The sequence below is a fragment of the Streptomyces sp. NPDC092369 genome (assembly GCF_044755245.1).
In the GTDB taxonomy this organism is placed as follows: Bacteria; Actinomycetota; Actinomycetes; order Streptomycetales; family Streptomycetaceae; genus Streptomyces.
Genome location: NZ_JBIVQP010000007.1, coordinates 530,236 through 556,967, shown reverse-complemented (window position 1 = coordinate 556,967; position 26,732 = coordinate 530,236). Strand labels below are relative to the sequence as shown.

Genomic DNA, 26,732 nt, shown 5'->3' with positions numbered 1-26,732 from the left:
GGCCGCCGCGCGTCACCCCGATTGAGCCGGGGGCGCCGCGGGCGGCGGCACCCCGCACGCCCTACGGTGTTTCGGCGCTCGTGGTCCTCATGGCTCCCTCGCCGACCGGAGCGTCTCCGACCAGCCGCGCCGTGACGACCAAGGTCCCCTCCTCGATCTGGTAGTCGAGCGGAAGCTCAAGACCCCGCATCGCCGCCACCATGCCCGTGTTGGACGCCTGCGTCACCGCGTACACGCTGTCGCACCCCGCCTCGACGGCCATGGCCACCAGCCGCCCGAGCAGCTCGCCCCCGATACCGCGCCGCTGCCACTTGTCCTCTACGAGCAGCGCGACCTCCGTCTCGTCCCCGTCCCACAGCAGATGACCGAGCCCGACGATCCGCCCCGACGCGGTCTGCACCGCGAGGGTGCGGCCGTAGCGCGGGCTGAGGAGGTGGTTGAGATAGCGGTCGGCGTCGCCGACCGGACCGTGGTACCGCATGGCGAGTGTGCGCGGCGAGCACCGCTCGTGCATCTCCTTCGCGGCCTCCACATCACCCACGTCGGCCCTTCGTACGGTGATCTCGTTGCCCTCGGGCAGCGTCAGTACGTCCTGACTGCGCGGCACCCGCGGTCCGAGCCGGGCGTCCAGCTCCACCAGTGCCCGCGCCCGGGCGAACTCGGTGGGCGTGAACGGCAGATACGGCCGCTCCACGGTGATCACGCCACCCTCGGGCGCCCGCAGCCGCAGCACGGTGTCCTCCAGCGCTCCCTCGACGGGCGCGCCCTCCGGGGCCCGGCTGCCGGCGCCGACCGGCACGGCGGGCGACTGGCGGATGGTGCACCGGCCCAGCAACTGCCGCAGCGCCAGCGGCAGTTCCGCCGCGTCCAGGGCGGTACGGGTGGCCAGACCGAGGACCCGGGTCGGCGCGTCGACCAGGTCGTGGGCGTCGGCCCGTTCGATCCAGGTGTCGGTGCCCCCGGCCGACGCGATCACCCGGGTCAGCTCCGAGGCGGACAGCCCGGCCGGAGCCCGCAGCAGGAACTCGTCCACCGTGCCGGCGCCCAGCGGATGCGTCTGCAGGCTCAGGATGTCGACCCGGTGCTCGGCCAGAGCCGTGCACAGCACAGCCAGCGACCCCGGTTCGTCCTTCACCGTCGTCCGCAACCGCCACAGCGTGCTCTCGGTGGGCTCGGTCTCCTGCGGCGCCGACGACGGGTCGGACGGCCCGGCCTGCCTGACTTCGGTCAGCGGCCGGGCACCGGTATCGCTCGTCGGTGGCGCATGACCGTGGCGGCGTGTCCACCACGTGTGGAACACCGCCGTGGCGGCCAGCAGGACCGCCGAGATGACCAGCAGCGCCGGTCCGTCGGGCCCGTGCCCGACCAGGTTCGCCACCCCGTCCGCCACGGCGACCGCCGTGAACAGGGCGGCGAGCTCGACGACATCCCGCCGCCAGTGGTGCACAGGACGTCCGTCCTTCGCACGCGTCACATCAGACATGTCTCGACTCATGCAGCCACTGTGAAGGAAGGGTGTTGCGTGATCACGAACGCTCTGTGACTGATCGGTAAAGCGTGGTTATGCCCTTTTTGTAGATTTTTCAACGGTCGTGGGGGTGGACGACGTGCGGGCTGGTGGGGTGCCGGGTGCGCGGTTTCGCCTACGTCATGCGGCTACCTCCACCGCCAGCGCACTGCGCAGCCGGCGCGCCTGCGTCACCAGACGCGAGGAGCCGCGCCGGTCGGCTGTCTGCGTCAGGTGCGGCAGCTCCCCGCGCGCCCCGGTCCGCTCGGCGCACTCCGCGGCCACGCCCAGCAGCTCCCCGATCCCGCGCGCGGACGACGCCGCCGGGTCCGTCGCGAGCGCGGCGAGCAGAACCGGCAGCGTGTGCCGCAGCACCTGCCAGATCGTCGCGTTCGCCCCCGTGGCCGCCGCCGTGCGCACCGACTCCGCGAGCCGCAGCGGCTTCACCGCCCCGCGCCCCACCAACTGGCCCAGGTCCGCGCCCAGTTGGGCCGCGTCCAACTGACCGCGCGCCGCGAGCGTCAGCAGCGCGTCCACCGCGGCGAGCCGGTCCTCGGGATGCCGCGCGCCGAGCCCGTACGCCACGCACAGATGCACGGCCTCGCCCGCCACGCCGCCGGACTCGGCGAGGTACGGCAGGACGGCGGCGGCACCTCGGACGTCGTCCACGCCGGCGGAGGCGACGTCCGTCAGCAGGCGCGCCGCCACGAGTTCGCGCCGCTCGGGGAGCAGGGCGAGCCAGTGCGGGCGTATGTCGTCGTTCCAGTGGTGGCAGTGCCAACGGCCCCTGACGAAGGTGGGCGTCGGCCGGCCCAGCGAGCGGTATTCGGCGAGGAAGCCCTCCTGCAGCTCCGGGAGTTCACCCAGCTCGACCAGGACACGTGGGCCGGAGGTGAGGCGCTGTGACGTCGGCAGATCCGCGCCCTCGCCGGTGAGCCACGCGGCGAGTCTCTCGCCCTCCCTTGTGCCCAGCGCCGCCGCCCTTTCCGCAGCTGTCACGGCGGCGGCACGGTCGGCACGCCGCACCCGCAAGAGCGCCTGCGCGAAGTCGCTCTTCACGACCCGCGCGCCCAGGCGCCGGTACTCGGTGAGACGGTCCACGAGTTCGGCCGGCTCCAGCAGGCCCGTGCTCCAGGTCGGGGTCGACAGCAGGAAGGGCGGCGGGTCGGTCCGGAGCCGGTACGCGATCTCCCACAGCCGGCTCTGGAAAGCCCCGGCCAGGCTGCTGTGCCGGCACTGCGGGCCGGTGGTCGGCTGAGTGACGAGTGAGTGGAGCAGCCGCGTCACCTTCCGGTCGGGCGTCGGCGGGTCCGTCCTGCCGCTCAGGGCGGCGAGGATCAGATCCAGGCCGGTGGACCCGTCTCCCACGTGGAAGGTGTCCCTGCTGAAGCGGGCCCATGCCGTCTCCGCGTCCTCGGGGGTGTCACCGTGCCACCAGCGACGCACGAGTACCGGCCCCAGCGCCTCCAGCAGGGCGTCCCGATCCCGGTGGGCATGGCGCACCAGCCCGTCCAGTGCCCGCTCGAACACGGCCACCCCGGGCTCACCCGCCAGAGCCGCGCCCACCTCCTCGGCGACCTCGACCGCCGAGGCCGGCGCGGGCGCGAGGCGCGTCGGCTCCGGCACCGGCGGCAGGACCTCCTCGTACGCGACCGGCAGCACCGGCCCGAGCGCGCTGCCCAGGATCTTGGCGGCGCGAGCCCGCAGTCCGGGGATCAACTGCTCGGCGGCGACGACCAGTGCGGCGTGCGCCTCGGTGTTCTCGATCTTCCCGGCATGGCGCTCCACCAGCTTCAGCGCCCGCTCCTGCACCTCCGAGTCCTCATGGCCGAAGGCCTGCGCCACGGCGGGCAGCAGTACCTCGGCCGTCGTCGCGTCCCGGGTCAGCGCCCTGCCGAGGAGGACCAACTGCGCCCGCACGAGCTTCTTCTCGGTGCGGAAGAGCACCGCGTCGGACATCTCCGCCAGCCGGCCGGGCGGCAGCTCGCCGTCCAGAGCCAGCTCGGCCAGCACCGACTGCGCGTGCGACGCCACCGGGGAGACGGCGTCGGCGGTGAGCGCCAACCAGTCGGCGGTCCGCTCCAGTTGCTCCTCGCGGGTGAGCGCCAGGGAAGTCAACATGCGCAGGAACACCCGGTTGTCGGCGGCCGAGCCGCCCCGCAGCAGCCGGGCGACACAGGCGTCGACGGTCGCCCGTCGGTCCAGGGCCCCGTCGACGGTGAGCCGGGCGAGGGCGTCGGTCCAGCTGTTCGGCCCCTCGCGCGGAGTCCACTCCAGACTGCTCCCGATCTCGGCCGTCTCGAAGAGCGCGGCCACCAGGTCGGTGAGATACGCGTCCTTGCGCAGCCGCTCCAGCACGCTGTCCCCGTGCTGCCAGAGGCTGTTGATGTGCTGGACCCAGCCGGTGACGTAGGCCTCGGTGGTCGGCACCGGGCAGCCGGACAGCCGTACCAGGCCCGCCATCAGTTCGTAGGGCACATCGGACGTGACGGGTCGCTCGGCGAGCCGCTCGGTGAGGTCGGCGAGCCACTCCGGCGCGCGGTCGCCCAGGAGGCGCAGGGACAGGGCGGGAGACGTCCGCGACCAGCGCATGTCGGCCGCGGCGATCCAGGTTGCGACGGCCGCGGCGCCCGTTTGGCACGCCACCCCGGCCGCGTACAGCGGTGGGTAGGCGCGACGGGACCCCGCCTCCCAGGGAGCCGCTCTGAGCTCCTTGCGCAGCGCCTTCAACTCCGGGAACAGCGCCCGTCGTTCGGTATGGGTCAGCTCGTCCAGCAGACCCACCACCTCGGCCGTCCGCCCGGCCCGCACCGCTTCCATCAGCTCACTCATCGCACACCCCCGTCGATCCGAACCCCGGCCCGCTCCATACCGACCGGCTCCACCGCGCCGCCGCCCCGCCGCATCATCCGCACCGCCAGCGCGTGCTTGCACGGCCCGCGGCCACCCCGGTACTTCGCCCACCACAGGCAGCTGCAGCTGAGCACCCCCGCCTCCTCCCGCACCCGGTGCGTGTGGCCGTCCTGCGCCGTCACGGTCGCCGGCGTGCGGTCGAGCCGGACCGCGCCCGCGGCCACCAGGGCCCGGGCCGCGCGCAGCCTCGGGTTGTGCTTCTCCACCCGCTCCGCGTCGTAGGGCAGTTCACGGTGGAAGTAGGCCGCTTCCGCGGTGTCGTACCCGACCCGGCCCGAGGTGCCGAGGCGGATCAGCGCCGCCCGGACCCGCTCCGCCGTGAGACCCGAGTCGGTGGCGAGGTCGGCGACGTCGACGCGGGGCTCCCAGGCGAGGAGCACCGAGATCAACTCCGCGTCCTCGGCGGCCTCGTCGGTGGCCAGCGCGTCCAGCACACCGCCCTCGCCGGAGAACCCGCGCGAGGCGTCGGGCGACAGGGTCAGCGTGAGCCGCATGCCCGGCAGGACGGCCTCCCAGGCGGCGGCCGTGGCATCGGTGCCGGTCACCGGGGGGCCGTAGACGCGAAGTGCCGTCGCGTGCCGTAGGATCCGCTGGAGCGCGGTCAGCCGCTCCGGTCCCGGCAGGCACACCGCGCCGGGCACCGCGCGCGTGGTCGGCCGCAGAGTGCGGCCGGCGGGCACCACCCAGCGCGGCCCGGCCGCCGAGCCGCGTCCACCGCCGCGGGGCAGCGCGCGCAGGAACCGTACGGCCTCGGCGGCGGGCAGCTCGGCCCGCAGGTCGAAGCCGGCCGCGATCACCTGGGCCTCCGCGAAGCCGCGCAGCCACCGGTCCGGCAGCGGCACCTTCTTCTCCACGACCGGGCCGTCCAGCGTCGTGACGGCCAACTCCTCGGGGCCGACCCGTAGATGGAGCGGATCGTCCGAGCCGATCCGGGAAAGGGCGTCGCGCAGCGGGTTGTTGACGTCGACGTTCGTCGTGCCGTGTCCCACCTCGCCGCCGTCCAGGCCCGGCGCCAGCACGTCCAGGCGGGCGTACACCCCGCCGCAGCCCGAGAAGGACTCGAAGCGCAGCCGGTCGCCGTTGCCCGTCACGACCGGGTCGAGCGAGGCGCGCAGCAGGCGCTGGTAGTACCGAGCGGCGGCCACGTCCGCCACCGCGAGCAGTCCGGCGGCGGCCACCTGAGGAGACGTCAGAAAGCCTGCGAAGAAGCGGGGGTGGTCCTCGACGCCGGTGGGCGTCGCACCCCGCGAGGTCTCGAGTCCCAGGCGCTGTCCGCCCGCCGCGGACTCCAGCACGGAGGGTCGGCGGTAGGCCACGGCCTGCAAAGATCGCGTCATGGAAAAACCGTAGAGGCGACCACTGACAATCGGCCCTGACCTGCGAAAACAGCCTGGCTCAGAGGGATTTCGCACACGTGGGCGCAGACCGCGCACCGGGGGATGACGCCGGTGCGCGGCACACGGACAAGGGTACGGGAGCCGGAGGCGGGGAAATCACTGCCCGACGCGGCCCGGCTGCAGTACCTGCGTGAACAACACCGTTCCGTCGTACTCCCGCAGACGGACCGTCAGCTCCCCGCTGTCGCCGTCGATGTCGACCTCGCCGAAGAACTGGTAGCCCTCGGCCGGCGAGACGTTCGCGGTGGTCGGCGCCTTCACGAACACCCGCTCGGGACCGAAGGTGCCGTCCAGCGCGCTGGCCGGGAAGGCTCCGGCGTTGAGCGGACCCGAGACGAACTCCCAGAACGGCTCGAAGTCCTTGAACGCGGCCCGCGACGGGTCGTAGTGCTGGGCCGAGGTGTGGTGCACGTCGGCCGTCAGCCACACCGTGCCGGTGATCCGGCGGTGCTTGATGAACCGCAGCAGCTCGGCGAACTGCAGCTCGCGGCCCAGCGGCACGCCCGGGTCGCCCTGCGCGACGGCCTCGATGTTCGCCTTGCCCTCGGTCGCGTCGGGCACGACCAGGCCGATCGGCATGTCGTTGGCGATCACCTTCCACACCGCACGCGACTTCGCCAGCTCGCGCTTGAGCCACTCCAACTGCTCACGGCCGAGGATGCCCACCGGGTCCGTGGTCTGGTCGTCGGCGGAGTTGGCGTTGCGGTAGGTGCGCATGTCGAGCACGAACACGTCGAGGAGCGGACCGTGGTTGACGACCCGGTAGATCCTGCCGTCCGGACGGCCGCTGATCGAGGAGATCGGGAAGTACTCGGAGAAGGCCCGCCGCGCCCGCACTGCCAGGTCGTCGAGTTTCGTGCCGGCCGGGTAGGGCGTGCCGGTGCCGATGACCTCGCCCGGGTACCAGTTGTTGCGGACCTCGTGGTCGTCCCACTGGATGATGCTCGGCACCTGGGCGTTGAACCGGCGCAGCGCCTTGTCCAGCAGGTTGTAGCGGAAGTTGCCGCGGTAGTCGGCCAGCGTGGTGGCGACGTGCGCCTTCTCCTCGGTGGTGACGTTCCGGTAGACGCTGCCGTCGGGCAGCGCGGCACTGGCGGCGATCGGCCCGTCGGCGTAGATGTTGTCGCCGCTGCACAGGAAGAAGTCCGGGTCCACCTTCGCCATGGCGTCGAAGATCCGGTAGCCGCCGATGGACTCGTTGATGCCCCAGCCCTGTCCCGCCAGGTCGCCGGACCACACGAATCTGACGCCCTTGCGGCGCTTCTCGGACGCCGTGCGGAAGGTGCCGGCGACCGGCTCACCGGTACGGCGCGGGTCGTGCGGGTCGGCGAGCAGCACGCGGTAGTGGATCTGCTCGCCCGAGGGCAGTCCGCGCAGCCGGGTGGTGCCGGTGAAGTCGGAGCCCGGGCCCAGCAGCGGGCCGTGCCGGCGCTGCGGGTTGCGGAACGACTCCGTCGCGGACGTCTCGACGATCATCCGGGCCGGACGGTCGGAGCGCACCCACACCAGACCGGAGTCATGGGTCACGTCTCCCGTCTGCACACCCCAGTCCGCCCGGGGACGGCCGGACAGGGCGAAGGCCGGCGCGGCGCCGAGGGCGGTGGGCAGGGTCAGGGCCGCGGACGCGGCCAGCGAGCCGCGCAGCACGCTGCGACGGCCGGGGAACGGACGGTGTGACATGCGGGCGCCTCCAGGGACGGGATCCGGCCAGTGGTTCGATGCCGTGTTGCGATGCCACAACTACTGGGACCCCGCAGCGCACACGGAAACCCCGAGTGAACAACTGCCCGCGGAGACAGGGTGGGCGGTGTCACACGGCGATGGCCCGGGCCATCAGCCGCACGCCGTCACGGATCCGGGCGGGTGAGAGATGGGCGTACCCCAGGACCAGCCGAACGTCCCCGTCCCCGTTGCCCTCCTCACCCCCGCCTCCGACTCCGTCGGCGTCGTGTTCGGCACGTGCGTGCGTGTAGTCCGTCAGCAGGCGCACCTCCACACCGGCAGCGGTCACGCGCGCGTGGAAGTCCTCCCGGGGGCCGTACCGCTTCGGCAGGTCGACGATGACGTGCAGCCCGGCCGCGATGCCGGCCACCGCCGCACCCGGGAAGTACTCCGCAAGGGCGGCGACGAGCGCGTCGCGCCGCTCGCGGTAGGCGCGCTGACACCGGCGCAGCTGACGGTCGTAGTCGCCGCGCTCCACGAACCGGGCGAACAGCGCCTGGTCGAGGGTGGGATGGCCGAGGTCCATGGTCCGCTTGCGCTCCACGACCTCGTCGGCCAGCGCCTCCGGGACCAGCAGCCAGCCCAGCCGCAGCCCCGGAGCCAGCGACTTGCTGACCGAGCCCGCGTAGGCCACCCGTTCCGGGTCGAGCCCCTGGAGAGCGCCCACCGGGGCACGGTCGTAGCGGAAGTCGCCGTCGTAGTCGTCCTCCATCACGAACCCGTCCACCGACCGCGCCCAGTCGAGCAGTTCGGCACGGCGCTGTGCCGAGTACGCGATCCCGGTGGGGAACTGGTGCGACGGGGTCGTGACCACGACCCGAACGTCCGTCGCGCGCAGCGCGTCCATGCGGAGACCTTCGTCGTCCAGGGGTACGGGCAGGGTCGCGACGCCGGCCGAGGCGTAGAGGGAGTCGTGCTGAGGGCTGCCGGGATCCTCGACGGCGACCGTGCGCAACCCGCGCGCGTGGAGCGCGAAACCGAGCAACGTCGTCGCCTGGGCCACTCCGGAGACGACCAGGATCCGTTCCGGGTCCGCGACCACGCCCCGGCGCCGCGCCAGCAGTTCCGCCAGCGCCGTCCGCAGCCGGGGCAGCCCGCGCGGGTCCGGATAGCCGAGATCCGGGTGGGGCAGCTCGGCCAGCACACCGCGCTGCGCTGCGGCCCAGGCGGCGCGCGGGAACAGCGACAGGTCCGGCGTCCCGGGCACGAAGTCCGCCCGCGCGCCCGGTGAGCGCGGGGCGAGGTCACGCGCGCGTGGGTGCGCGGCCCGCACGGCACCGCCCACCCATGTCCCGGCCCCCCGGCCGCTGCGCAGATAGCCCTCCGCCGTCAACTGCTCGTACGCCTCGGTGATCAGCCCGCGTGAGACCCCGAGGTCGGCGGCGAGATCCCGGCTCGACGGCAGCCGGGTGCCCGTCGCGAGCCGTCCCGAGCGCACCGCCTCGCGCAGCGCCGCCTGCAGCGAACGCCCACGCGCGCGTGCCGGCGCCGAGGCGGCGGGGAGCAGCAACTCCCAGGCGGGGGAGGCGGGGAGAGCGGGCGAGTCGGAGGAGGTGGGAGGCGAGACGAGCCGGTCCGCGGACAGCGCCGGATCTGGCCCCTCACCCCTACCCTCGCCCGAATCCCCGCTCGAATCCCCACCCGAACCCCCGCTCACCCCCGAATTGGTCTCCGATGACGTCATGAAAGTGGACCTTAAACCGGACCGCCCCGCTCCCTAGCGTCGCTGCCATGAATGCCACCACCGCGCGGGGATCCCTGCTCGCCGCACTCGCCTGTGTCCTCGTCGGAGGGTCCTTCACCGCCAACAGCGTCCTGGGCGAATACCCGTACGCGGGCGGCCAGTTCCTGCGCTACGGCCTGGCCTGTGCGCTGCTCGCCCCACTGGCAGGTGCGGGTGCCACGGCCCGGCTGCGGGCGCTCACGCCCCGCCAGTGGGCCCGCCTCGGACTGCTGGCCGCCGTCGGCATGGTCGGCTTCAACCTCGCGGTCATCGCCGCCGAACGCACCGCGGAACCGGCCGTGCCCGGAGTCTTCGTCGGCTGCGCGCCCGTGGTCGTGGCGGTGGTCGTCCCGCTCCTGGAGGGGCGCCGGCCCCGACGCGTCGTGCTGTACGGGGCACTGCTCGTCGCGGTCGGGGCCTGCACCGTCCAGGGGTGGGGGCGCACCGACGGAACGGGACTGGCCTTCTCCGCCTGCGCGTTGGCGGGCGAGGTGGGCTTCGCCGTCCTCGCCGTGCCTGTCCTGCGGCCGCTGGGGCCGCGCCTGCTGTCCGCCACGGTGTGCGGTGTCGCCGCGGTCGAGTCCGCGGTGGCCGGCCTGCTGCTCGACGGGACGGGGTGGTTGCGGCGCCCCGACGCCATCGAGGCCGCCGCGCTGCTGTGGCAGGCGGCGATCGTCACGGTGATCGGCTTCGTGTGCTGGTACTTGGGCATGCAGCGGCTCGGCGCGGAGCGCGCCACGCTCTTCTCCGGCCTCATCCCGGTCGCCGCGGCCTGCACCGCCCCGCTCGTCGGAACGGGCTCCTACGGGGCCGCCCAGGCCGTTGGCAGCGCCCTGGTGGGTGCCGGAGTCGCCCTCGGATCAGGCGCGTTGGGGCTCGGCCTGTCCGGGCCGGGCCGGCGCCGGCCCGCGGCTGCCGTCGAGGATGACGCGGGAGACCAGCGCCGGGTCGTCGTTCATCGGGCAGTGCCCGCAGCCGGGCAGCCGCACCAGGCGGGCCTTCGGAATGATCCGCTTGGCCCGCACGCCCTGGCGGCGCACGAGCAGCATGTCCCTTGTGCCCCAGGCCACGGTGACCGGAATCCCGGGGATGTCGTCGGCGAACTGGACAGAGCCGCCCGCCCGGAGGGTCGCGTCGAACCCGGTGGCCTGCGCGAGGGCGAGCGTCTCGGCGACCACGGCCTCGGGTGAACGGCGGCCGGGACGGGCGTAGATGGTGCTGGTCAGCATCGCGCGGCCGGCCGCCGACCGGGACAGCCGCTCGACCAGGGGCAGCGGCAGCTGCTGCGAGATCCTGCGCATCGCGATCAGGACGCCGAAGGCGTAGCGCCGCTCGGACTCCGACCAGAATCCGGCCGGGGACAGGGCGGTCACCGAGCGCGCGAGCTTCTCCCGGCCGAGCTCCAGGGCGAGCAGCCCGCCGAGCGAGTTGCCCGCCACATGCGGCCGGTCGAGCTCCAGTGCCTCGCAGAACGCGCCGAAGACGGCCGTCGTCGTGGGCAGGTCGTAGGCGAGTCCGTCCGGCAGCGCAGGGGACGCGCCGAATCCGGGCAGGTCCACCGCGATCACGTCGCGCTCGGTGGCCAGAATGTCCACCACCGGGTCCCAGACCTGAAGGTGATGGCCGATGCCGTGCAGCAGGAGCAGCGGTTCGCCGCGGCCCACGCGCGTGTAGGAGACGGTCACGGACCGGGGGCCGTGCGGAGAGGGGACCTCGAAGGAGACGGTGGCGGGCATGGGGGTGCTCCTCGACCGGGACGCGAAGACGGACACTGGGTAGACAGCTTGTCAGCAATTGCTACCGACGGGTAGCCCCTGGTGCCGTCCTCCTCCTGTCCGTATGGATCTCCCCCACGCGCGCGTGGTGAAGACCCTCGCGTACCGCATGGCCACCTCCGCGCGTCGCTGCCGCCGACCACCGGCGGCCCGCCGGTCATTCTGGTCCTGGAACCGCGGGTTCCTCCTGGACAGGGACGCGGTGGGTCGCGTGGGATGGTGCCGTGACCACCGACACCGAGACCGAGGTCTTCGAAGCGCACCGCCCCGTCCTCCTGGGGGTCGCCTACCGCATGCTCGGGCGGGTGGCCGACGCCGAGGACGTCGTCCAGGAGGCCTGGCTGCGCTGGTCCGGCGCCGACCACGGCCGGGTGCGCGAGCCGCGCGCCTACCTCGTGCGCATCACCACCCGCCTCGCCATCGACCGACTGCGCCAGGTCAAGGCCCGCAACGAGGCGTACGTCGGCCCCTGGCTGCCCGAGCCGTACGTCACCGACTTCGGCGACACCGTCCCGGACACCGCCGAGCGGGCCGTCCTCGCCGACTCCGTCTCACTGGCCGTCCTCGTCGTCCTGGAGTCGCTCTCGCCCCTGGAGCGGGCGGTGTTCGTCCTCAGGGAGGCCTTCGGGTACCCGTACGCGGACATCGCCGTCATGCTCGACCGGGGCGAGCCGGCGGTGCGTCAGCTCGCCGCACGGGCCCGCAAGCATGTGGACGAACGGCGACCGCGCTACGAGGTCGATCCCGGCCGGCGCCGCGACCTCACCGAGCGATTCCTCGCCGCAGCGGCCGAGGGCGACCTGGAGGGGCTCCTGGAACTGCTCGCGCCGGATGTGCGCCTGGTGGCCGACAGCGGCGGCAAGTCCAGCGCGCCGCTGCGGGTCCTGGACAGCGCCGACAAGGTCGGCCGCTTCATCGTCGGGGTCGCGCGGAAGGGCGTGGCGGACCTGTCCGTCCGCTTCGTCGAGCTCAACGGCGGCCCCGCCATCGTGGCCCTGTCGGCAGGCAAGCCCGACAGCGTCTTCCAGCTGGACATCTACAAGGGTCGTGTCCAGGCGGTCTACATCATGCGCAACCCCGACAAGCTGGTGTCCCTGGCCGTGGAGTAGCCCGGGGGCGCCCGTTCGCCGCCTCGCTTCCTCCTTCGGATGAAACAAAGCCCCCGTTTCACTACGGGGGCTTTGCCGTGATGTCACGAATGCGGTTCGGCGCGAACGCCCCATGAACGCTGTACTGCACGGGTCCTGTGGGTTGCGTACGGGATCGAGGATTGGTCTTGACCAAGGGTTTGGGCCGCCCTATGGTCGCAGATAAGTGCAACAACCTTTAATAAACAAGGGCGCTAAAACGCCGCCGGACCACGGCGATCGCGGAGGACAGGGTGGGGACCACGCAGCTGGAATCGGTACCGGAACCGAAGTACTGGCATCTCAGGACGGTGTTGAGCGAGGCACTGGACTCCGAATTCACCGTGGGCGAGATCCTGCCCAACGAGCGCGACCTCGCCGCCCGCTTCGGCGTCGCCCGTGCGACGCTCCGTCAGGCGCTGGAGCAGCTCGAACTGGAAGGCAGGCTGCACCGCCGTCGCGGTGTCGGCACGACCGTCGCGCCCCCGCGTGTGGGCGTGGCCGTCGGCACCGAGCAGCACGCCTGGCCGGGCGCCGCGGGGGACGTCTGGCAACCCGTCGACAGCACGGTCACGCCGCCGCCCGCGACCGTCGCCGCGGTCCTGGAGACCGGCCAGGACGAGCCGGTGCACATCGTGCGCCGCTCCCGCGTCTCGAAGGGCCAGCCCGTCGCCGCGGAGCTGCTCTACATCCCGGAGTCGTCGGTCCCCGACCTCTCCGCCATAGACGCTCCGTCAGGACCCGCACGCGCGCGTGCCGTCCTGCGCGAGCTGCAGCGGCTGGAGCTGGACGGCCAGGACAGCTCGGTGGAGCTCGGCTCCGCGCGCGCGGACGACGCCAAGGAACTGGACCGCCTCCCCGGCGCGCCCGTCCTCGTCGTCACCACCCGCTTCCTCGCCGCCGGCCGCACGGCCGCGCTGTCCGTCGCCACCTACCGGGCGGACACCTGCCGACTCACCTTCGGTGACTCCGGGGGCGTGGAGATCCACGAGGGTCCGGAGCGCCAGGCCTCCTGATCCCACGTAGCGTCAAACGCCCCGCGCCCCGGAACTCCTCCGGGGCGCGGGGCGTTTCGCCCGCCGGTCGTCGGCCGGGGTCAGTGCCGCCCGGTCACCGTGCCCTCCACCGCGAACAGTTCCTCTTCCACGTGGTCAAGTGCCAGCCGCAGCGCTCCCGTTGCCACCGCCGCCTCACCGAGGAGGGACAGGGCCACGCGCGGCGGGCGCAGACAGAAGCGGGCCAACTCCTGGCGCAGGGGCGCCAGTACGCCGTCCAGGCCGGCCGCCCACCCGCCGATCACGACGAGTTCGGGGTCGAGGGCGAGGACGAGCGCGGCCACGTCGTGGACGAGGCGTTGGATGAAGCGGTCGACCGCGGCGATCGCGCGCTCGTCGCCCTCGCGGGCCTTCGCGAAGACCTTGGCGACAGCCTGCTCGTCGAGAGGGTGCAGCGGCTCGTCCGTGGTGGACAGGAGCGTCTCCGGAGTCACCTCGCTGCCCAGCAGATGCAGCGCGCCGATCTCCCCGGCCGCCCCGCCGTACCCGCGGTGCAGCTTGCCGCCGATCAGCGAACCGGCGCCCGGGCTCAGCCCGGCAAGCACGAACACCACGTCGTCGGACTCGGTGGCGGTGCCCTTCCAGTGCTCGGCGACGGCCGCCGCGTTGGCGTCGTTCTCGACCAGGACCGGGCACTTGAAGGACCGGCTCAACCGCTCGCCGAGGTGCAGTCCCGTCCACTCCGGCAGCGCGGTCCCCAGCCGTACGGTGCCGTCCGCCTCGACGATCCCGGGCGTGGCCACACCCACCGCGCGCAGGGAGTTGCGCGGGACGCCGGCCCGGCGCAGCAGTTCGGCGACCACGGTGCGCAGCCGGTCGAGCCGTTCGTCGGCCGATGCCGTCTCGTCGACGTCCTTGGCCTGCGCGCCGAGCACCCGCCCGTCCAGGTCGGACAGGAGCGCCGCGACGCGGTGAGGGCCGATCTCCAGGCCCAGCAGATGCCCCGCCTCGGCCCGGAACCGGAACCGCCGCGCGGGCCGCCCCTGCCGCCGTGTGGCGCTCTCGTCGGCGGCCTGCTCGACCACGAGACCGGCCTCGATGAGCCCCTCGACCACACCTTCGACCGTCGGCCGGGACAGCCCGGTCACCCGCGTGATCTCGGTCAGCGTCGCGCAGTCCGTGGCACGCAGCGCGTGCAGCACCACCGCGGAATTGATCCTTCGCAGCAGCGAGGGATCCCCGCCGGTCAGCTGCCCCAACGTCCGTCCTTCCAGCTCGTGCGCGTGTTGGGGCGGATCGTACTCGGCGCGGCGCACCCCGGCGAGTGCCGGGCCCGATCGACCCGTCGAACAATCCGTTCCCGTCCTGTTCGTCCCACCGATCACCCCGGCGCCACGAACCCCGATTCGTACGCCGTGATCACGGCCTGCGTACGGTCCCGGGCCCCCAGCTTCGCCAGTACGGCGCTCACATGCGACTTCACCGTCTCCGTCCCGACGACCAGGCGGGCGGCGATCTCCGCGTTGGTCATTCCCCGCGCCATCAGCCGCAGCACCGCCGCCTCACGCTCCGTCAGCCGGGCCCGCTCCAGCACGTCCCGGGCCGCGCGGTTGCCGCCGCCGGCCTCCCCGTACTCGGCGGCCAACCGCCGTACCGACGCCGGGAACAGCAGTGACTCGCCCTCGGCGACCAGCCGCACGGCATGCACGATCTCGGCCGGCCGCGCCCGCTTGAGGAGAAACCCGTCGGCACCGGCCCGCAGCGCCTCGTACACGTACTCGTCGTTCTCGAACGTCGTCACCACGAGGATCTTCGGCGGCTCGGCGACCGTCCGCAGCACCGCGCGCGTGGCCTCGATCCCGTCGAGCAGCGGCATCCGTACGTCCATCGCGACCACGTCGGGCCGCAGCTGCCGCACCAGCGGGATCACCGCCGCCCCGTCGGCCGCCTCACCGACCACCTCGATGTCGGACTGCGCCTCCAGCACGGCCCGCAGCCCCGCGCGTACGAGCGGTTCGTCGTCCACGAGGAGCACGGTGACCGGCATCCGGCCAGCCTAGATCACCGCAACGGCAGCCTGACCTGGACCTGCCAGTCACCCCGGTCGGGCCCGGTGCGCGCGTCACCGCCCAGCAGCGCCGCGCGCTCGCGTATGCCCCGCAGACCGCTGCCCCGGCCGGGCCCGGGTATATCGGCCGTCAGCGGGTTGCGCACCTCCAGGTCCAGGGCGTCGTACGCCACCTCGATCCGGATCCGGACGCCGCCACGCTCGGCATCCTCATCCCGTTCCTGCTGATCGTCTCCTTCGTCGTCGGAGACGTGTCCGGCTCGGCTGCGGACGTCCTGCCGGACAAGGCGGGCCAGGTGGTGTTCCACGAGAGCTGGGACGGTGCGCTGGGCCCCTGGACGGGTCTCGCGGTGACGGCGCTGTGGACGGCCGCCGCTCTGTGCGCGGGGGCGTGGAGCGTGCGACGACGGGACGCCTGACACCCTGCCTTCGGCCCGCCGGAAACGGCTAGGAGTCCGCTGCCACCCGCAACCGCGCGAACTCCTCCGCCATGCTCGCCGCCGTCCAATGCGCGTTCAGCCCGCTCGGATTCGGCAGCACCCACACCCGCGTCTCCCCGAACGTCCGCTCCTGCGGCCCCACTTGGGCCTTGCGGTCGTCGAAGGCGGCGCGGTACGCGGTGACGCCCAGGACGGCCAGCCAGCGGGGGCGCAGCAGGGTGATCCGCTCCGCCAGCAGGCGTCCGCCCTCGCGGTACTCCTCCGCGCTCAGCTCGTCCGCCCGGGCCGACGCCCGCGCCACGACGTTCGTGATGCCGAGCCCGTACGAGAGCAACTCACCTTGTTCGGCGGGCTTCATGAGCCTGGGCGTGAAGCCGGACAGGTGGAGGACCGGCCAGAAGCGGTTGCCGGGGCGGGCGAAGTGGTGGCCCGTCGCGGCCGTCATGAGGCCGGGGTTGATGCCGCAGAACAGGACGCGGAGGCCGGCCGCGGCCACGTCGGGGACGAGGCGGTCGCGGGCGGCCTCCAGCTCCTGCCGGGTGAAGCGGGTCAGAGGATCGCCCCCGGCGTGTAACCCGCCGCCTCGGGGTGCTGCTTCACGAGCTCCTCGATGCGGCCCACGACGGTCGCGACCTGGGCGGCCGCAGCACCGGTGAAGGACAGCTTGTCGGCCATCAGGTCGTCCAACTGGGCCCGGTCGAGCGGGATCCGCTCGTCGGCGGCCAGCTTGTCGAGCAGCTCGTTGCGCTCGGTGCCCTGCTCGCGCATGGCCAGCGCGGAGGCCACCGCGTTCTCCTTGATGGCCTCGTGCGCGACCTCGCGGCCGACACCCGCGCGCACCGACGCCATCAGCACCTTGGTGGTGGCGAGGAACGGCAGGTAGCGGTCCAGCTCGCGGGCGACGACGGCCGGGAAGGCGCCGAACTCGTCGAGGACCGTCAGGAACGTCTCCAGGAGGCCGTCCAGCGCGAAGAACGCGTCGGGCAGGGCCACCCGGCGCACCACCGAGCAGGACACGTCGCCCTCGTTCCACTGGTCGCCCGCCAGCTCGCCGGTCATCGAGGCGTAGCCGCGCAGGATCACCATCAGGCCGTTGACGCGCTCGCAGGACCGCGTGTTCATCTTGTGCGGCATCGCGGAGGAGCCGACCTGGCCGGGCTTGAAGCCCTCCGTCACCAGCTCGTGCCCGGCCATCAGCCGGATCGTCTTCGCGAGGGACGAGGGCGCCGCCGCGAGCTGCACGAGCGAGGTCACCACCTCGTAGTCCAGCGACCGCGGGTACACCTGGCCGACCGAGGTGAACGCCTGCGAGAAGCCCAGGTGCCCGGCGATCCGGTCCTCCAGTTCGGCCAGCTTCGCCGCGTCCCCGCCCAGCAGGTCCAGCATGTCCTGGGCGGTGCCGACCGGGCCCTTGATGCCGCGCAGCGGATAGCGGCCCAGCAGCTCCTCCACGCGCGCGTACGCCACCAGCAGCTCGTCGGCCGTCGTCGCGAACCGCTTGCCCAGAGTCGTCGCCTGCGCGGCCACGTTGTGCGAGCGGCCGGCCATGACCAGCTCGCCGTACTCGCCCGCCAGCTTGCCGAGGCGTGCCAGCACCGCCACCGTGCGGTCCCGCACGAGCTCCAGCGAGAGCCGGATCTGGAGCTGCTCCACGTTCTCGGTGAGGTCGCGCGAGGTCATGCCCTTGTGCACCTGCTCGTGCCCGGCGAGGTCGTTGAACTCCTCGATCCGCGCCTTCACGTCGTGCCGGGTGACCTTCTCGCGCTCCGCGATGGAGGCCAGGTCGACGGTGTCCAGGACCCGCTCGTAGTCGGCGATCGCGCCGTCCGGCACCTCGATCCCGAGGTCCTTCTGCGCCCGCAGCACGGCGAGCCAGAGCTGCCGCTCCAGCTTCACCTTCTGCTCGGGCGACCAGAGCGTGGCGAGCTCGGCGGAGGCGTAGCGTCCGGCGAGGACGTTCGGGATGCGGGGCTTGGCGGCAGCGGAAGTCACGTAGACGGATTCTACTGGCGATTCGTGCAGGCCAGCGCCAGGGCCCCGCTCGTCGGAAGCTACGAGACGCCCGTCACGTGCGAAGACGTCCGGCTCGGGCAGACGTCCGGCTCGGGTGGACGTCCGGCTACGGGACGCCCGTCACCTCGTCCGTCTCAGCCAGCTCTGCCAACACATCCCCGTGGCACAGCTCGGGCGCGCACCAGCACGCCAGCGTCCTGCCGCGCAGCTCCGCCACCAGGTCCAGCAGCTCGGGGCGCTCCAGCAGATACGCCCGGTACATCGCCATGACCTCCGCCCGCGTCCCGTCCCGCTTCTTGGCGGGGGTGTCGTAGGCGAAGGGGTTGTGGAGAGGGTGGCGGGGGAGGTCCCAGCCGCCCATGGTCCAGCGGCGGCCGACGTAGACGACGTCCTCGGGGGCGAACTCCAGGCGGGGGCCGAAGTCGTGGATCCGGCCCCTGACGTTGATCACCCGGGTGACCACGGCGGTCAGGACGCCGAGTCCTGGTAGGGGTCCTTGGCGTCTCTTGAGTCCTTGTAGGGCAGCAGGTCGGGACGCTTGGCGACGAGGCCGTCGCCGGAGGAGCGGCCGGTCAGGCGGCGGCCGATCCACGGCAGCAGGTGCTGCCGGGCGAACCGCGCGTCCGCGATGCGCCGCGCGACCCACGCGGGCGGCACGGTGGCCGCCATCGGCGTACGCCACTCGGTGTCCTCGGGGTCGTAGCCGAGCGTCTGCCAGACCGCCTCGGCGACCCGGCGGTGACCCTCGGCCGTCAGGTGGAGCCGGTCCACGTCCCACAGGCGCGGGTCGGCGAGCGAGGGGGCGCCGTACAGGTCGACGAGCAGGGCGCCGTGCCGTTCGGCGAGCCCCTCGACGATGGTGAACAGCTCCTCCATGCGCGGCCGGAACCGCTCCAGGACGGGACCCTGGCGGCCCGGGCTGCGCATGAGCACCAGTTGCTCGCAGGACGGGGCCAGCCGCTCCACGGCCTCGGTCAGCAGATCCCGCACCCGGCCCATGTCGACCTTGGGGCGCAGGGTGTCGTTGAGCCCGCCCACCAGCGTGATCACGTCGGGTCGCATGGCCACGGCCACGTCGACCTGCTCGTGGACGATCTGCCCGATCAGTTTGCCGCGCACCGCGAGGTTGGCGTAGCGGAAGCCGGGCGTGCGGGCGGCCATCCGGCCGGCGAGGAGATCGGCCCACCCGCGGTACGAGCCGTCCGGCAGGAGGTCCGACATGCCCTCGGTGAACGAGTCGCCCAGCGCCACCAGGCTGGTGTACGTCGGGCCGGCGTGCGCGGGGTCGCTGTGTGTGGAGTTCGTCTGCATGGCGAAGCCGATCGTAACCCGACGGCATACCCACCGGTCTGTCGGCCTCCGGGCGGTGCGGGGCCTCGGCGGATCTGGCCGCCGACTGATCCCGCACCGCCCGGGCGCCACCGCCCGCTACCCCCTGATCGTCACGCCCGCTGCCCGAACAGCTCCTGCAGGACGTCCTCCATGGTCACCAGACCTTCCAGCCGGCCGTCGTCGCCGCGGACCGCCGCCAGGTGCGTACGGCTGCCCCGCATCGCGGTCAGCACGTCGTCCATGGGCGTGCTCGCCCGCACGCGCGCGATGGGCCGCATGTCCTGGACGCGGAACGGCACATCGCGGGGCGAGGCGTCCAGCGCGTCCTTGACGTGCAGGTAGCCGACGATCCGGCGGGACTCGTCGACGACCGGGAAGCGGGAGAAGCCGGACTGCGCCGAGAGCTGCTCCAACTCCTCGGGAGTGACGCCCACGCGCGCGTAGACGACGCCTTCCAGCGGCAGGACGACGTCGCGGACCGGGCGGCGGCCCAGTTCGAGCGCGTCGCGCAACCGCTCCTGCGCGCGGTCGTCGATCAGGCCCGCCTCGCCCGAGTCCCGCACGATCCGGGCCAGTTCGGCGTCCGAGAAGGTGGCCGCGACCTCGTCCTTCGCCTCCACGTGCAGCAGTCGCAGCAGGGTGTTCGCGAAGGCGTTGATCGTGAAGATCACCGGGCGCAGCCCCCGGGCCACGGCGACCAGCGGCGGGCCGAGCAGCAGCGCGCTGCGCACCGGCTCCGCGAGCGAGATGTTCTTCGGCACCATCTCGCCGAGCAGCATGTGCAGATACGTCGCGAGGGCCAGCGCGATCACGAAGGACACCGCGTGGCCCGCGCTCGTGGGCACGCCCAGCGCGTGGAACACCGGTTCCAGCAGGTGCGCGATCGCGGGTTCCGCGACCACGCCCAGGACCAGCGTGCACAGCGTGATGCCGAGCTGGGCGGCGGCCAGCAGCGCCGACACGTGCTCAAGCCCCCACAGCACGCTCTTGGCCCGCCGGTCGCCCTCCTCGGCGTGCGGTTCGATCTGCGAGCGTCGTACGGAGATCAGCGCGAACTCGGCGCCGACGAAGAAGGCGTTGACGACGAGGGTCGCGAAACCGATCAATAGCTGTACGGCGATCATCGGGCGTCCTCCTGCTCGTCCTTGGCCTCGGCCTTGGTCCTGGCGGATCCGGCAGTCCCGGAGGACCCTGCGGCGCCCGAGGCACCGGCGGCCTCCGTCACGCCGTCGAACGGCGCATGCATCAGCACGCGCGCGGCCCTGCGCCCGGACGCGTCCACGATGTCCAGCCGCCAGCCGGTCACCTCGACGGAGTCACCCGTCTCCGGGATGCGGCCGAGTTCCGTCGCGACGAGGCCCGCGAGGGTCTCGTACGGTCCCTCGGGCGCCCTGAGACCGACACGCGCGAGCTGGTCGACGCGGGCCGAGCCGTCGGCGGAGTAGAGGGCGCGGCCGTCGTCGTCGGTGCCGGCGTGGGCCAGGTCGGGCGTCTCGTGCGGGTCGTGCTCGTCGCGCACCTCGCCGACGACCTCCTCGACGATGTCCTCCAGCGTGGCCACGCCCGCGGTGCCGCCGTACTCGTCGATCACGACGGCCATGGTCCGTCTGCCGGACAACCGGTCCAGCAGGCGGTCGACGGTGAGGGACTCGGGGACGAGCAGCGGCTCGCGCATGATCTCGGCGACCGGCACGTACCGGCGGCGGTCCGCCGGGGTCGCCAGCACGTCCTTGATGTGCGCGGTGCCGACCACGGAGTCGAGGTTGCCGCGGTAGACGGGGAACCGGGACAAGCCCGTCGCCCGGGTCGCGTTCGCCACGTCCTCGCAGGTCGCCTGGACGTCGAGGGCGATCACCTGCACGCGCGGGGTCATCACGTTCTCCGCGGTGAGGTCGGCGAGGTTCAGGGTGCGCACGAACAGCTCGGCGGTGTCCGGCTCCAGGGCGCCCTCCTTGGCGGAGTGCCGGGCCAGCGCGGCCAGCTCCTGCGGCCCGCGGGCCGCGGCCAGCTCCTCGGTGGGCTCGACGCCGAAGAGACGCACCACGCGGTTCGCCATGGTGTTGAGATGCGAGATGAAGGGGCGGAAGGCGGCGCTGAACCAGCGCTGCGCGTTGCCCACTCCCTTGGCCACCGCCAGCGGCGAGGAGATCGCCCAGTTCTTGGGCACCAGCTCGCCCACGACCATCAGGAAGACCGTCGACAGCGCGGTGCCGAGCACCAGCGCCACGGTGCTCGACGCGGAGTCCGGGATGCCGATCGACTCCAGCGGACCCGCGATCAGCTTGGCGATCGAGGGCTCCGAGAGCATGCCGACCACCAGGTTGGTGACCGTGATGCCGAGCTGCGCGCCGGAGAGCTGGAAGGTGAGATTCCGTACGGCCTTGAGGGCGCCGGCCGCGCCGCGCTCGCCGCGTTCCACCGCCCGTTCCAGCTCGCCCCGCTCGACCGTGGTCAGCGAGAACTCGGCGGCGACGAAGGCGCCACAGGCGAGCGACAGCAGGATCGCCACCAGCAGGAGGAGCACTTCGGTCATCGGGTCACCTCCGTCCCATGATCGGACAGGGTGGGGCGGACCGCGCGCCATCGTGCACGGTGGGTACTACTGGGAGGCTCGCCCATGGGCGGACGCTCACACCTTTCATGACAGTACGGGTCGTCCTCGCATGCTCGCACGGAGGACGGAACGGTGCCTCAATAGTAAAGGACGGGCAAAGTGGATCGAGAGGCGGTCCCGAGGCAGATCGAAAAGCGGCTCAGCCGGCCAGCGGCTTCACCCACCGCCGCCAGTGCTCCTCGCGTGTGTACCCCGCCGCACGCCACGCATGCTGGCCGGTCTCGTTGCGGGTCAGCACCATGGCGTCCCCGCGCCGCCCGCCGAGCCGTACGAACCGCTCCTCGGCCGCCCTCAGCAGCGCCGAGCCGATACCCTGACGGCGCCGCTCCGGGTGCACCGCCAGCCGGTACAGATGGCAGCGCCACCCGTCGAAGCCTGCGATCACCGTGCCGACCAGTTCGCCGTCCAGCTCGGCCAGGATCAGCGCCTCGGGATCGCGGGCCACCAGTCGCTCCACGCCGTCCCGGTCGTCACTGATGCTCGTCCCCTCGGCGGCGCCCTTCCAGAAGGCGAGAACGGCGTCGAGGTCCTCGGGCCCGGCGGCCCGTATCCGCAGATCGCTCATACGGCGATCCCATCATCCGGGACGCCTCTGAGCGCGGAATTCCAGCATGCGGACCGGACCTCACCTGCCGTCGGTCCGGCCGTTCGCCGCCCTGTTCGCCGCGCGCCGAGCGCCCCTCTCACCGCCCCGCCAACGCCGCGACCACCGGCGCGAACGCCCCCATGTACGGCTCCAGGACCGTCAGATACCAGAACCCGAACCGCTCCCGCTGCGTCAGCACCTGCGCGGTGATCTCGTCGAGGGTGCCCACCAGGAGGATCGGCAGGCCCAGCGCCTGCTCCGCAGTCAGCCCCGGGACCCGTTCGAGGAGCGGCCGGATGGCCGCCGCGCGGTCCTCGGTGACGATCACCATCTGGACCAGGAGGTTCAGTTCGGCTCTCTCCGCGCGCGTTTCCGCCAACTCCCGGTAGCGCGCCACCCGTTCGGCGAGTTCCGCCGCCGTGACCGGCGCCAGTTTCCCCGTCGTGCTGCCCGGCACCGGTCGCGCCCCCGTGAAGGCGACGATGTCCGCGTGCTCGGCGGCGAGTTGGAGCATCCGCTCGCCGTTGCCGCCGATCATCAGCGGGACCCGGGTGCCCTCGTCGGCGTCGAACGCGCAGTTCAACTCCTCCACCGTGCGCCGCAGATGGGCCACCCGCTCGCCCGGCGAGCCGTACGGCAGCCCGGCCGCCTCGTGAGCCGAGCCTCGGCCGCTCGGTCGCGCCGGCCGCGGCGACGAGGGCCGGGAACGGGGCGACCATGCCGAGGTGGTCGGGGACCAGGATGACGTCGTATCCGAGCTCCTCGGCGCGCCCGCATCTGGCGCGCCACTCGGCGGCCGGTCCGGGCAGCAGCAGACTGGCGCCGAAACGGAACGGGCGGGACGGCCGCGGCATGAACTCTCCTCACCGGCAGGGGACTTGAGCACTCACCGCGATTCCCTCACTGCCGTTCCGTCATTCGTGCGCGATCGCCGCCAGGACGTTCATCCGTGACGCGCGCAGCGCGGGCAGCAGGGCCGCCACCACGCCCACCACCGCCGAGCCCACGACCACTTCGACGATCGTGGTCCACGGGACGGCCAGTGCGTTCATGCCCTGCAGTGCCAGCACCTGCTGGGTGCACACGCCCCACACCAGGCCCAGCGCGAGGCCGAGGACCGCGCCGAAGACGGCGATCACCACCGACTCCAGCCGGATCATCCGGCGCAGTTGGCGCCGGGCCAGCCCGATGGCCCGCAGCAGGCCGATCTCGCGGGTGCGCTCCACGACCGACAGGGCAAGGGTGTTGACGACTCCGAGCACCGCGATGACGATCGCGAGTCCGAGCAGCGCGTACACGAGGTAGAGCAGGACCGCGATCTGGTCGTGCACCAGCTTCTTGTAGTCGGCCAGGTCGCGGACCTGGACCTGCGGATACGGGTCGAGCGTCGTGTCCAGCCGCTTGCGCAGCTGGTCGGGGGAGGTGCCGGAGGACGCGTTGACGTAGAGCGCGGAGTCCTGTCCGCCGGGCACGTACTTCTCCACGGCCGCGATCGCGAGGAACAGGCCGCCCTGCATGCCGAATCCGTCGCTGCCGTCCTGGTCGGTGAGCGCGCCGACCTTCAGCTGGGTCCGTTGGCCGCCGGGGAACTCCACCGGGATCGTGTCGCCGACCTTGACCTTGTGGTCCTTCGCGAAGTCGACGTCCATGCCGAGGGCGCCGGGCGCCAGTGCCGCCGCCGTGTCGCCCGTACGGCGTGGATTGCGCAGGGCGTTGCGCTGGCTCATCCGGCCGATCGAGCCGAAGATCGCGGGGAAGGCCGCGCCCAGGACCCGGATCACCGGGCGCACCAGGAGCGGTCCCGCGACCACGGTCGCCAGCAGCGTCAGGACGATGCCCAGACCCAGGAAGGAGGCCGACGAGGCGGTCTTCGTGGCGGTCGCGCAGCCCGCCAGCGCGGCCGCGCCCAGGACGCCCAGGACGGACCCGACGATCGCCCGGGTCCGCAGCGGCCGTCCGATCTCGGCGATCTCCGCGTCCGCGAGCGCGGCCATCGGCGAGACACCGGCGGCGCGCCGCGCGGGGAGGTAGGCCGCGACGAAGGTGACGCCGATGCCGACGACGTAGGCCGCGACGGGTGTGCCCCAACCCACCACCATCTCGGTGGTCTTGAGGTTCATGCCGAACGCGCTCATCAGCTTGATCAGTCCGGCCGCGAGCCCGATGCCGGCCCCCAGGCCCAGGGTCGAGCCGACCACACCGAGCAGGATCGCCTCGGTGAGCACGGACCGGCGCACCTGCCGGCGGTCGGCGCCCAGGGCGCGCAACAGGCCGAGTTCGCGGGTGCGTTGGGCGATCAGCATGGAGAAGGTGTTGACGATCAGGAAGACGCCGACCAGGACGGCGATCCCGGCGAAGCCGAGCATCACGTACTTGATGATGTCGAGGAATCCGCCGAGGTCCGCGGCGGCCGACTTGGCCTGTTCGTCGGCCGTCCTGACCTCGTAGTCGGCGGTGCCCACCACGGCGGCGACCCGCTGCTCGAGCACGGTGTCGCTGACGCCGTTCGCCGCGTCGACGGAGATGCCGGTGGCCTTGTCGGCGGAGCCCAGCAGTTGGGTCGCCGCGATCTTGGGGTCGAGGAAGACCAGGGCCGCGCCCGGGTTGGTGGTGGTGAAGGTGGCGATGCCGACGATCTCGACCTTGAAGGTGCCCGGCTGGGCGAGCACGGTCAGGGTGTCGCCGATCTTCACGTGCTTCCTGTCGGCGGTGTCGGCGTCCAGGAGCGCCTCGCCGCCGCCCTCCGGGGCATGGCCCGAGGTCAGCTTCACGGCGCTGCGGTCGGTGAGGAACCAGTCGGAGGCGATGGTCGGGGCGCCGGTGGTCGGGCCGACGGACTTGTTCCTGCTGTCGACGACCGTGATGTTCTCGACGCTCACGTCCGCGTGCGCCGACGCGACACCGTCCACCTTCGCCACCCGGTCAGCGAGCGCGGCCGGCACGGTCCGCGCTTCCCCCGTCGGCACCTGCGACTTGAGGTCGTCCTTGGCCTCCACCGTCACGTCGGCGGAGGTGGAGGCGAACAGCCGGTCGAAGGTGCGGGTGACCGTGTCCGAGAAGATCAGGCTGCCCGCGACGAACGCCACGGACAGCACGATCGCCAGCGCGGAGAGCAGCAGCCGCCCCTTGTGCGCGAGGAAGCTGCGGAGCGTCGCCTTGAGCACCGGTTCAGTCCTTGTCGAGGTGTACGTCGGAGGTGGCCGCGCGGCCCTCACCGGGCCCGGCCCCCGGCCTGGTCCCCGTCCCGAACACGTCTCCGTCCCCGTCGGACGAGCCGCGCAGCGAGTCGAACCGCTTCATTCGCTCCAGCACCGCCTCCGCCGTCGGCCGCTCCATCTCGTCCACGATCCGTCCGTCTGCGAGGAAGAGCACCAGGTCGGAGTGGGCGGCGGCGCCCGGATCGTGGGTGACCATGACCACGGTCTGGGACAACTGGTCGACGGCCTCGCGCAGGAAGCCGAGCACCTCCAGACCGGCCCGCGAGTCGAGGTTGCCGGTCGGCTCGTCGGCGAAGATCAGCTCGGGGCGGGAGGCCAGCGCCCGCGCGCAGGCCACGCGTTGCTGCTGGCCGCCGGAGAGCTGGGAGGGCCGGTGCTTGAGCCGGTCCCGCAGCCCCAGGGTGTCGATGACCTGGTCCAGCCACTTCTCGTCGGGCTTCTTGCCCGCGATGTCCATGGGCAGGGTGATGTTCTCGAGCGCGTTGAGGGTCGGGATCAGGTTGAACGACTGGAACATGAAGCCGATCCGGTCGCGGCGCAGCCGGGTCAGCTCCCGCTCCCGCAGCCCCGTGATCTCCGTGTCGCCGAGCCACACCTGACCGGCCGACACGTTGTCGAGGCCGGCCAGACAGTGCATCAGCGTGGACTTCCCGGACCCCGAGGGTCCCATGACGGCGGTGAACCGGCCGCGCGCGATGTCCACGTCCACCGAGTCGAGGGCGCGCACGGTCGTCTCACCGGTGCCGTACGCCTTGGTCAGACCGCGGGCGCGAGCCGCGATCCCGTCCGCCGACGCATGGCCGGGGACGTACTGCGCAGCAGGTGTGGACAAAGCCGTCTCCTCGCTCCTGGGCATGGCGACTCGCTGGTCCCGCCCGAGCGTAGTGTGATGCGCGGCACACGTGGAATCCCTCGCAAGTCCTGGGTGGTCTCCACCGCAGGTCGGGCCCCCGATACGGATGTAAGGGGCACCCTCCACCCTGAGGTGGACCCTTTCGTCCCGGATTTGGCAAGGGAGTACCCCTTGCCGGTGCTAGCTGTTCGGCGCTAGCTTGTGGGTATGGCGAAGACCCAGCTGAACGTGAGAGTGGACGAGGGCACCGCCCGCGCCGCCCGTGAACGCGCCCTGGCCCGCGGCATGAGCGTCAACCGTTACATCGAAGAGCTGGTCAGGCAGGACACCGGAGAGGTCGGCCACACCTTCGTGGACGCCGCCGCCGACTTCATGAAGCAGTACGAGTCCGTCTTCGCCGAGGAGTTCGGCACGGAGAAGGAAACGCCGCGCGAAGGTCGCCGCTGATC

Annotated in this window: 20 protein-coding genes and 4 pseudogenes; 5 read left to right on the top strand and 19 right to left on the bottom strand. The window is 72.5% G+C overall.

Going from position 1 to position 26,732, the window contains the following annotated elements:
- Positions 1-61 precede the first annotated feature (61 nt).
- The 5 genes from ACIQI8_RS37440 to ACIQI8_RS37420 form a co-directional block, all read right to left on the bottom strand.
- Complete coding sequence (locus ACIQI8_RS37440) at positions 62-1,447, bottom strand: GNAT family N-acetyltransferase (protein WP_402361367.1); 1,386 nt, start codon at positions 1,445-1,447, stop codon at positions 62-64.
- A 201-nt stretch (positions 1,448-1,648) separates the two neighbouring features.
- Positions 1,649-4,339, bottom strand: coding sequence for a DUF6493 family protein (locus ACIQI8_RS37435; protein WP_402361009.1), 2,691 nt, complete (start codon positions 4,337-4,339; stop codon positions 1,649-1,651).
- Positions 4,336-5,757: an SWIM zinc finger family protein gene (locus tag ACIQI8_RS37430; RefSeq protein WP_402361006.1), complete on the bottom strand. Its 1,422-nt coding sequence runs from the start codon at positions 5,755-5,757 to the stop codon at positions 4,336-4,338. Before ACIQI8_RS37430 ends, ACIQI8_RS37435 begins: the two co-directional genes overlap by 4 nt.
- Before the next feature lie 156 nt (positions 5,758-5,913).
- Positions 5,914-7,497, bottom strand: a complete 1,584-nt coding sequence (locus ACIQI8_RS37425; RefSeq protein WP_402361003.1) for an alkaline phosphatase D family protein — start codon at positions 7,495-7,497, stop codon at positions 5,914-5,916.
- Between the two features lie 130 nt (positions 7,498-7,627).
- The gene (locus ACIQI8_RS37420) at positions 7,628-9,223 is read right to left on the bottom strand and encodes a PLP-dependent aminotransferase family protein (protein WP_402361000.1); all 1,596 of its coding nucleotides are present in this window, start codon (positions 9,221-9,223) and stop codon (positions 7,628-7,630) included.
- Between the two features lie 47 nt (positions 9,224-9,270).
- Here ACIQI8_RS37420 and ACIQI8_RS37415 point away from each other — a divergent pair.
- A pseudogene (locus tag ACIQI8_RS37415) lies at positions 9,271-10,059 on the top strand (EamA family transporter); the annotation flags it as partial.
- Between the two features lie 63 nt (positions 10,060-10,122).
- On the opposite strand, the gene ACIQI8_RS37410 reads toward ACIQI8_RS37415, so the two are convergent.
- On the bottom strand, positions 10,123-10,998 hold the full coding sequence (locus ACIQI8_RS37410; protein ID WP_402360997.1) for an alpha/beta fold hydrolase: 876 nt from the start codon (positions 10,996-10,998) through the stop codon (positions 10,123-10,125).
- Positions 10,999-11,261: 263 nt separating this feature from the next.
- On the opposite strand from ACIQI8_RS37410, the gene ACIQI8_RS37405 reads away from it, so the two are divergent.
- Together ACIQI8_RS37405 and ACIQI8_RS37400 are read left to right on the top strand one after the other, a co-directional pair.
- Complete coding sequence (locus tag ACIQI8_RS37405; RefSeq protein ID WP_402360994.1) at positions 11,262-12,146, top strand: RNA polymerase sigma-70 factor; 885 nt, start codon at positions 11,262-11,264, stop codon at positions 12,144-12,146.
- A gap of 272 nt (positions 12,147-12,418) precedes the next feature.
- Positions 12,419-13,180 carry a GntR family transcriptional regulator gene (locus ACIQI8_RS37400; protein ID WP_402360991.1) on the top strand — a complete coding sequence of 254 codons (762 nt, stop codon included), beginning with the start codon at positions 12,419-12,421 and terminating at the stop codon, positions 13,178-13,180.
- Between the two features lie 80 nt (positions 13,181-13,260).
- On the opposite strand, the gene ACIQI8_RS37395 is transcribed toward ACIQI8_RS37400, so the two are convergent.
- From ACIQI8_RS37395 to ACIQI8_RS37385, 3 genes and pseudogenes are all read right to left on the bottom strand, one after another.
- Positions 13,261-14,418 (bottom strand): ROK family transcriptional regulator, encoded by a 1,158-nt coding sequence (locus ACIQI8_RS37395; protein WP_402360988.1) that lies wholly within the window; start codon positions 14,416-14,418, stop codon positions 13,261-13,263.
- Positions 14,419-14,540: 122 nt separating this feature from the next.
- On the bottom strand, positions 14,541-15,206 hold the full coding sequence (locus tag ACIQI8_RS37390; protein ID WP_402360985.1) for a response regulator: 666 nt from the start codon (positions 15,204-15,206) through the stop codon (positions 14,541-14,543).
- A 14-nt stretch (positions 15,207-15,220) separates the two neighbouring features.
- Positions 15,221-15,418, bottom strand: a pseudogene (locus ACIQI8_RS37385) (two-component sensor histidine kinase); the annotation flags it as partial.
- A 3-nt stretch (positions 15,419-15,421) separates the two neighbouring features.
- Here ACIQI8_RS37385 and ACIQI8_RS37380 point away from each other — a divergent pair.
- Positions 15,422-15,646, top strand: a pseudogene (locus ACIQI8_RS37380) (ABC transporter permease); the annotation flags it as partial.
- A gap of 28 nt (positions 15,647-15,674) precedes the next feature.
- On the opposite strand, the gene mug reads toward ACIQI8_RS37380, so the two are convergent.
- The 10 genes and pseudogenes from mug to ACIQI8_RS37330 form a co-directional block, all read right to left on the bottom strand.
- Positions 15,675-16,220 carry a G/U mismatch-specific DNA glycosylase gene (mug, locus tag ACIQI8_RS37375; protein WP_402361364.1) on the bottom strand — a complete coding sequence of 182 codons (546 nt, stop codon included), beginning with the start codon at positions 16,218-16,220 and terminating at the stop codon, positions 15,675-15,677.
- A complete protein-coding gene (gene purB / locus ACIQI8_RS37370) occupies positions 16,217-17,659 on the bottom strand; it encodes an adenylosuccinate lyase (protein WP_402360982.1) in 1,443 nt (480 codons plus the stop codon). The genes mug and purB overlap by 4 nt, the downstream gene beginning before the upstream one ends.
- A 127-nt stretch (positions 17,660-17,786) precedes the next feature.
- Complete coding sequence (locus tag ACIQI8_RS37365; RefSeq protein ID WP_402360979.1) at positions 17,787-18,143, bottom strand: DUF4326 domain-containing protein; 357 nt, start codon at positions 18,141-18,143, stop codon at positions 17,787-17,789.
- Between the two features lie 5 nt (positions 18,144-18,148).
- A complete protein-coding gene (locus ACIQI8_RS37360; protein WP_402360976.1) occupies positions 18,149-18,991 on the bottom strand; it encodes an SGNH/GDSL hydrolase family protein in 843 nt (280 codons plus the stop codon).
- A gap of 131 nt (positions 18,992-19,122) precedes the next feature.
- A complete protein-coding gene (locus tag ACIQI8_RS37355; protein ID WP_402360973.1) occupies positions 19,123-20,136 on the bottom strand; it encodes a hemolysin family protein in 1,014 nt (337 codons plus the stop codon).
- The gene (locus ACIQI8_RS37350; RefSeq protein WP_402360971.1) at positions 20,133-21,545 is read right to left on the bottom strand and encodes a hemolysin family protein; all 1,413 of its coding nucleotides are present in this window, start codon (positions 21,543-21,545) and stop codon (positions 20,133-20,135) included. The genes ACIQI8_RS37355 and ACIQI8_RS37350 overlap by 4 nt, the downstream gene beginning before the upstream one ends.
- 220 nt (positions 21,546-21,765) lie before the next feature.
- Positions 21,766-22,191: a GNAT family N-acetyltransferase gene (locus ACIQI8_RS37345; protein WP_402360968.1), complete on the bottom strand. Its 426-nt coding sequence runs from the start codon at positions 22,189-22,191 to the stop codon at positions 21,766-21,768.
- A 118-nt stretch (positions 22,192-22,309) separates the two neighbouring features.
- A pseudogene (locus tag ACIQI8_RS37340) lies at positions 22,310-23,066 on the bottom strand (LLM class F420-dependent oxidoreductase).
- Positions 23,067-23,126: 60 nt separating this feature from the next.
- Entirely contained in the window at positions 23,127-25,376 is a 2,250-nt protein-coding gene (locus tag ACIQI8_RS37335) for an ABC transporter permease (protein ID WP_402360965.1), read from the bottom strand.
- Between the two features lie 4 nt (positions 25,377-25,380).
- Complete coding sequence (locus ACIQI8_RS37330; protein ID WP_402360962.1) at positions 25,381-26,262, bottom strand: ABC transporter ATP-binding protein; 882 nt, start codon at positions 26,260-26,262, stop codon at positions 25,381-25,383.
- Between the two features lie 228 nt (positions 26,263-26,490).
- Here ACIQI8_RS37330 and ACIQI8_RS37325 point away from each other — a divergent pair, with 228 nt between their 5' ends.
- Positions 26,491-26,730 carry a toxin-antitoxin system HicB family antitoxin gene (locus tag ACIQI8_RS37325; RefSeq protein ID WP_124000597.1) on the top strand — a complete coding sequence of 80 codons (240 nt, stop codon included), beginning with the start codon at positions 26,491-26,493 and terminating at the stop codon, positions 26,728-26,730.
- The last annotated feature ends 2 nt before the right edge of the window (positions 26,731-26,732 follow it).

Bases quoted from the DNA above. Each gene is read 5' to 3' on its own strand.
- ACIQI8_RS37435 (WP_402361009.1), bottom strand. From the start codon at position 4,339: ATGAGTGAGCTGATGGAAGCGGTGCGGGCCGGGCGGACGGCCGAGGTG.
- ACIQI8_RS37430 (WP_402361006.1), bottom strand. From the start codon at position 5,757: ATGACGCGATCTTTGCAGGCCGTGGCCTACCGCCGACCCTCCGTGCTG.
- ACIQI8_RS37425 (WP_402361003.1), bottom strand. From the start codon at position 7,497: ATGTCACACCGTCCGTTCCCCGGCCGTCGCAGCGTGCTGCGCGGCTCG.
- ACIQI8_RS37420 (WP_402361000.1), bottom strand. From the start codon at position 9,223: ATGACGTCATCGGAGACCAATTCGGGGGTGAGCGGGGGTTCGGGTGGG.
- ACIQI8_RS37410 (WP_402360997.1), bottom strand. From the start codon at position 10,998: ATGCCCGCCACCGTCTCCTTCGAGGTCCCCTCTCCGCACGGCCCCCGG.
- ACIQI8_RS37390 (WP_402360985.1), bottom strand. From the start codon at position 15,206: ATGCCGGTCACCGTGCTCCTCGTGGACGACGAACCGCTCGTACGCGCG.
- ACIQI8_RS37360 (WP_402360976.1), bottom strand. From the start codon at position 18,991: ATGCAGACGAACTCCACACACAGCGACCCCGCGCACGCCGGCCCGACG.
- ACIQI8_RS37355 (WP_402360973.1), bottom strand. From the start codon at position 20,136: ATGATCGCCGTACAGCTATTGATCGGTTTCGCGACCCTCGTCGTCAAC.
- ACIQI8_RS37350 (WP_402360971.1), bottom strand. From the start codon at position 21,545: ATGACCGAAGTGCTCCTCCTGCTGGTGGCGATCCTGCTGTCGCTCGCC.
- ACIQI8_RS37345 (WP_402360968.1), bottom strand. From the start codon at position 22,191: ATGAGCGATCTGCGGATACGGGCCGCCGGGCCCGAGGACCTCGACGCC.
- ACIQI8_RS37325 (WP_124000597.1), top strand. From the start codon at position 26,491: ATGGCGAAGACCCAGCTGAACGTGAGAGTGGACGAGGGCACCGCCCGC.